The sequence below is a fragment of the Modestobacter altitudinis genome (assembly GCF_005930475.1).
In the GTDB taxonomy this organism is placed as follows: Bacteria; Actinomycetota; Actinomycetes; order Mycobacteriales; family Geodermatophilaceae; genus Modestobacter; species Modestobacter altitudinis.
In genome coordinates this window covers 1-554 of record NZ_SJEW01000150.1, presented here as the reverse complement: position 1 = coordinate 554, position 554 = coordinate 1, and the positions used below count along the sequence as shown (strand labels likewise).

General features: G+C 68.8%; 1 protein-coding gene. It reads left to right on the top strand.

The genetic code is table 11. The annotated features are described in order from the left end of the window. Nucleotides 1-554: NAD(P)-binding domain-containing protein (locus tag FHL79_RS24835; protein WP_138761216.1), on the top strand; the 554-nt coding region annotated here is incomplete at both ends.

Below are 554 nucleotides of genomic sequence, written 5' to 3'. Positions count from 1 at the left end.
CGACCCGGTCTGGTACGACCACCTGCCCTACATCAAGTTCCCGGACAACTGGCCGGTGTTCGCCCCCAAGGACAAGATCGCCGACTGGCTCGAGTCCTACACCCGGGTGATGGAGCTGAACTACTGGTCCAACACCCGGGCGCTGTCCGCCACCTACGACGAGGCGACCTCGGAGTGGCGGGTCACCGTCGAGCGCGACGGCAAGCCGGTGGAGCTGCGCCCGAAGCAGCTCGTGCTGGCCACCGGGATGTCCGGGAAGCCGAACGTGCCCGTGCTGCCCGGGCAGGACGTGTTCCGCGGCGACCAGCACCACTCCTCGGCCCACCCCGGCCCGGACGCCTACCGCGGCAGGAAGTGCGTCGTCATCGGCTCGAACAACTCCGCCTTCGACATCTGCGGCGCGCTGTGGGAGAACGGCGCGGACGTCACGATGGTGCAGCGCTCGTCGACGCACATCGTCCGGTCGGACTCGCTGATGGAGATCGGCCTCGGGGCGCTGTACTCCGAGCAGGCCGTCGCCTCGGGGATGACCACGGAGAAGGCGGACCTGGTCT